This is a genomic window from Rhodococcus xishaensis (assembly GCF_004011825.1).
Taxonomy (GTDB): Bacteria; Actinomycetota; Actinomycetes; order Mycobacteriales; family Mycobacteriaceae; genus Prescottella; species Prescottella xishaensis.
This window is the reverse complement of sequence record NZ_RKLO01000009.1, coordinates 1-5,706: the sequence shown is the minus strand read 5'-3', so window position 1 is coordinate 5,706 and position 5,706 is coordinate 1. Positions and strand designations below refer to the sequence as shown.

The window sequence follows — 5,706 nt, the reverse complement described above, 5'->3', positions numbered from 1 at the left end:
ATGCTCAGGTCGCCAAGTTCGATCTGCAGGTGACCGTGGTCCCGGCCGCCACCGACGGGTGGTCGGTGGATCTGACGTATGCCACCGATCTGTTCGATGAGGCCACGATCGTCTCGTTCGGGCAGCGGCTGGTGCGGGTGCTCGAGGCGGTCACCGTCGATCCGGTGGCGCCGGTCGGTGATGTCGAGGTGCTCGATGGGCCGGAGCGGGCGTTGGTGGTCGAGGGGTGGAACGCGACCGGGCGCCCGGTGGACGGGTCGGCGACGCTGGTGGAGTTGTTCGAGGCGCAGGTGGCACGGACTCCGGATGCGCCGGCGGTGGTGTTCGAGGGCCGGTCGGTGTCGTATGCACAGTTCGCGGGCCGGGTGCATCGTTTGGCGCGGCTGCTGATCGCCGAGGGGGTGGGTCCGGAGTCGCTGGTGGCGGTGGCGATGGGCCGGTCGGTGGAGATGCTGGTGGCGGTGTATGCGGTCGCGGTCGCCGGTGGCGGCTATGTGCCGGTCGATCCGGATCAGCCGGCCGACCGCAACGGTTACATCCTCGATACCGCCGACCCGACCCTGGTGCTCACCACCAGCCGCGACGGATTCACCGTCGCGGGCGACAAGTCTGTCGGTGCTGTGGGGGACAGGTCTGTCCGTGTGGTGAACGTGGACGAGGCCGATGTGTCCGGCTTCGATGGCGCACCGGTGTCGGATGCGGAACGTGTGGCTCCGTTGCGGTCGTCGAACACCGCGTATGTGATCTTCACGTCGGGGTCGACGGGCCGGCCGAAGGGCGTAGCGGTTTCCCACGCGGCGATCGTCAATCGCCTGGTGTGGATGCAAGCCGAGTACCAGCTGGACGGGTCGGATGTCGTGTTGCAGAAGACGCCGTTCACGTTCGATGTGTCGGTGTGGGAGTTGTTCTGGCCGTTGCAGATCGGTGGTCGCCTGGTGATCGCGATCCCAGACGGGCACCGGGACCCCGCGTACCTGGCGCGAGTGATGGTCGAGCAGGGCGTGACGGTCGCGCACTTCGTGCCATCGATGCTGTCAGTCTTCGTGGCCGAACCCGCCGTGCGGGAAGTCACCGCTCTGCAGACCGTGTTCGCCTCGGGTGAGGCATTGCCGGCGCAAACCGCGGCCCGGTTCCGCGACGTAGTGCCAGGTGCGGTGCTGCACAACCTGTACGGGCCGACCGAGGCCGCGGTGGACGTGACCTACCATGAGGTCACCGATGCGGACGTGTCCTCGGTGCCGATCGGTGCGCCGGTGTGGAACACCCGGGTGCTGGTCCTCGACGAGCGGCTTCACCCGGTCCCGGTCGGGGTGCCGGGTGAGTTGTATCTGGCCGGTGTCCAGCTCGCGCGCGGGTACGTCCGAAGGGCGGACCTGTCGGCGGAGCGGTTCGTGGCCGACCCGTACGGCGGTGTCGGTGAGCGCATGTATCGCACCGGCGACCTGGTGCGGTGGAGTGCGAACGGCGAGTTGGAGTACCTGGGACGCACCGACTTCCAGGTGAAGCTGCGCGGTCTGCGGATCGAGCTCGGCGAGATCGAGGCCGCACTGCTCGAACGCGACGACATCGCGCAGACGGTCGTCCTCGTCCGCGACGAGCAGCTCGTCGCCTACCTGGTGCCCACCCGGGGCGAGGTGGACGAGGACGCGGTGCGGGCGGACCTGTCCGGGTCCCTGCCGTCGTACATGGTGCCGTCGGTGTTCGTCGAACTCGACGCGTTCCCACTCAACGCCTCCGGCAAACTCGATCGGAAGGCGCTACCCGCGCCGGTGATCGAAGCACGCGAGTTCCGGGCACCGACCACCCCGATCGAAGAGATCGTCGCCGACACCTTCGCCGACGTCCTCGACGTCCAACGAGTCGGAGTCGACGACGACTTCTTCGCCCTCGGCGGCAACTCACTGATCGCGACACAGGTGGTCTCCCGTCTCGGGGCCGCCCTCGACACACGGGTTCCGGTGCGGGTGCTGTTCGAAGCCTCCACCGTTAGTGCGCTCGCGGTCCACATCGAGCAGCATGCGGGCGCAGGCGCTCGCAAGGCCCTTGTCGCCCGACCTCGACCGAACCGTGTCCCACTGTCGCTCGCGCAACATCGGATGTGGTTCCTCAACCGTCTGGATCCCGAATCACCAACGTACAACCTGGCTTTCGGTCTCCGCCTGTCCGGAGTCCTTGACGTCAGCGGCCTCCAGGTCGCGGTGACGGATGTCCTCGACCGGCACGAGTCTCTGCGGACCATCTTCCCCGACTCACCGGACGGGCCGCACCAGGTGGTGCTCGACGCAGTCCAGGTGGCGCCGAACCTGTCCCCTCGGGACGTCTCCCAGGAGGGACTGCGGCACGGGGCGCTCACGCTTGCCGGGCGCGGATTCGACGTCACCGTCGAGGCACCTGTGCGGGCCGAACTCTTCCGCGTCACCCCGACCGAGCATGTCCTGGTGATCGTGGTTCACCACATCAGTGCGGACGGTTGGTCGATGGGCCCAATGGCGCGCGACATCATGGCGGCGTACGCCGGTCGCACCCAGTGGCTTCATCCGGCATGGACGCCGCTGCCGGTGCAGTACGCGGACTACGCGCTATGGCAACGCGAGATCCTCGGTTCCGAGGATGACGCCAACTCGGTGGTCTCGAGCCAGGCACGATACTGGGCTGAGCACCTAGCCGGCTTGGCCGATCAACTCGACTTGCCCACGGACCGGATCCGACCGGCACAGCAATCTTTCCGCGGCGCGCACGTCGAGTTCGACATCTCCCCGGAAATTCACCAGGCGCTCACCGACCTCGCGCATACACACCGTGCATCCCTGTTCATGGTCGTGCACGCCGCGCTCTCGGTGCTGTTGTCGCGGATGGCGGGCACTTCGGACATCGCGATCGGTACGCCGGTCGCCGGACGCGGCGAGCAAGCACTCGACGACCTCGTGGGCATGTTCGTCAACACCTTGGTCTTGAGAACCGACGTCGAGCAGGGCGCCCGGTTCACCGACGTTCTCGCGCACGCCCGGGACGCAGCACTCGGGGCTTTCGCACACTCGGACATCCCGTTCGAGCGGCTCGTCGAGATCATCAATCCCGCACGTTCGACATCGCGACACCCACTGGTCCAGGTGATGCTCTCGTTCGAGAACCTCGGCCCAACACACCTCGACCTGCGCGGCCTGACGATCGACCAGGTCGACCTCGACACCGAGGTGGCGAAGTTCGACCTGCAGTTCACCTTCCGAGAGTCCATCGACGAGAACGGAGCCGCCCAGGGGATGGCGGCCGGCTTCACGTATGCGACGGACCTGTTCGACGAATCGACCGTGCGTGCGTTGACGGTTCGCTTCGGCCGGGTCCTCGAGGCCGTCGTCGCCTCGCCGGACGTCGTCGTCGGGGACATCGATCTACTCGGTGCCGACGAGGCCGCACAACTGACCGGACCGATCGGACCCGCGGCTCCCGAACCGATGCTGCTGGCCGATCTGCTGGCTGCAGCGGCGGACGCTGACCCGGACAGGATCGCGCTGGTGGCGGGCACCACGGAGGTCACCTACCGCGAACTCGACGAGCGGTCCACCCGCTTGGCGCGGCTTCTGGTGTCGCGCGGCGTAGGCCCCGAGGATGTCGTCGCCGTCGCCCTGACCCGATCCATCGAATCGGTGACGGCGGTCTGGGCGGTCGCAAAGTCAGGTGCCGCGTTCGTGCCGGTCGACCCAACCTACCCGGGCAGCCGTGTCGCGCACATGGTCTCGGACTCGGGCGCTCTCCTGGGTGTGACGGTCTCCGAGCATGCAGCCGGCTTGCCGCAGGGTGTTCCGTGGTTGGTCCTCGACGATGCCGCCGTGTCCGCGGCGGTCGCAGAACAGTCGGCCGCCCGAGTGTCGGACATCGACCGGGTGCGGGCGCTGACCCCAAGCCATCCCGCCTACGTGATCTACACCTCGGGTTCGACCGGTGTGCCCAAGGGTGTCGTGGTGACGCACACGGGTCTGGCGGCGTTCGCGGCTGAGCAGGTGGAGCGGTATGGCCTCGAGGCGGGGTCGCGGACGTTGCATTTCGCGTCGCCGAGTTTCGATGCGTCGGTTCTCGAGTTGCTGATGGCGTTCGGGGCGGGTGCGACGATGGTGGTCGCGCCGACGTCGATCTACGGTGGCCATGAGCTGGCCGATCTTCTTCGGGTGCAGGGGGTCACGCATGCGTTCGTGACGCCGGCGGCGTTGGCGTCGGTTGATCCGTCGGGTCTGGATGCGCTGCGTGTGGTGGTCGTCGGTGGGGAGGCGTGTTCGGCGGAGCTGGTGGCCCGGTGGGTCACTGGTGGGCGGCGGATGTTCAATGCGTACGGTCCGACCGAGGCGACTGTGGCGTCGAATATTTCCGATGCGCTGGTGCCGGGTGAGCCTGTGACGATCGGCCGCGCGATTCGCGGCGCGAACACCTACGTGCTCGACGAGCGTTTGCGGCCGGTTCCCGCCGGGGTCGTGGGTGAGCTGTACCTCGAGGGGCCCGGACTGGCTCGTGGGTACCACGAGCGAGCCGGTCTGACCGCCCAACGTTTCGTTCCGAACCCGTTCGGGGACGCCGGCACCCGGCTGTACCGCACCGGCGACGTCGTACGGACGACCGCGGATCGCGTGATCGAGTACGTCGGTCGCGCCGACGATCAGGTGAAGCTGCGTGGTTTCCGAATCGAACTCGGCGAGATCGAGGCGGTCCTGCACAGGCTGGACGCCGTCACACAGGCCGTGGTCTTGGTCAAGAGTGAGCGCCTGGTCGCGTATCTCGTGGCCGCGGACGAAGAATCGATCGACCCGGTTGCCGTCAAGGACGCGGTGGGACGGGCTCTGCCGTCGTACATGGTCCCAGCAGCGGTCATCGTGCTTGACGAGCTGCCGATCAGCGCCAGTGGAAAGCTGGACCGTCGGGCGTTGCCCGAACCAGAGTTCGAAATTCGCGAGTTCCAGGCTCCGCAGACACCGATCGAGGAGATCATCGCCGACGTATTCGCCGAATTGCTCGGCGTCGCCCGAGTAGGACGCGACGACGACTTCTTCGAACTCGGCGGAAACTCATTGATCGGGACACGTGCCGTGGCCCGCCTCGGCGAAGAACTCGACACGTCGATCCCCGTCCGCACGCTGTTCGAGGTCTCCAACGTCCGCGCCCTCGCGGTCCAGATCGAGCAGATCGCCGGTGGAAGTGGCGGTGGCAGGATCCGGCTCGTGGCCAGGCGCCGCCCCGACGTCATCCCGCTGTCGTACGCACAGCAGCGCATGTGGTTCCTCAACCGATTCGACACCTCGTCGACCGGCAACAACATCCCAATCGCAGTTCGGCTGTCGGGTCTGCTGGACCGGACCGCGATGCGCGCAGCCGTGGGCGACGTGATCGCACGCCACGAATCCCTGCGCACCGTTTACCCCGACGTCGACGGAGTCGGCAGCCAGGTGGTTCTTCCGGCGTCGCAGGTCACAGTCCCGCTCGACCCGATGTCCGTCACTGCCGACGAGCTGCTGGAAGCACTCGGTGATCTCGTGTGGTCGTCGTTCGACGTCACGAACGAGGTCCCGCTGCGGGTCGCGCTCTACGAGCTGTCCCCGACCGAGCATGTGTTGGTGTTGGTGTTGCATCACATTGCTGCGGATGGGTTCTCGATGGGGCCGTTGACGCGGGATGTGGTGACTGCGTATGCGGCGCGGGCTGCGGGTGTGGTTCCGGGGTGGG

1 protein-coding gene is annotated in these 5,706 nt (G+C 67.2%); it reads left to right on the top strand.

Annotated elements, in window-relative coordinates; translation table 11 throughout:
• Positions 1 to 5,706 (top strand): non-ribosomal peptide synthetase (locus EGT50_RS16845; RefSeq protein ID WP_127955812.1); only part of this gene is annotated, 5,706 nt, incomplete at both ends.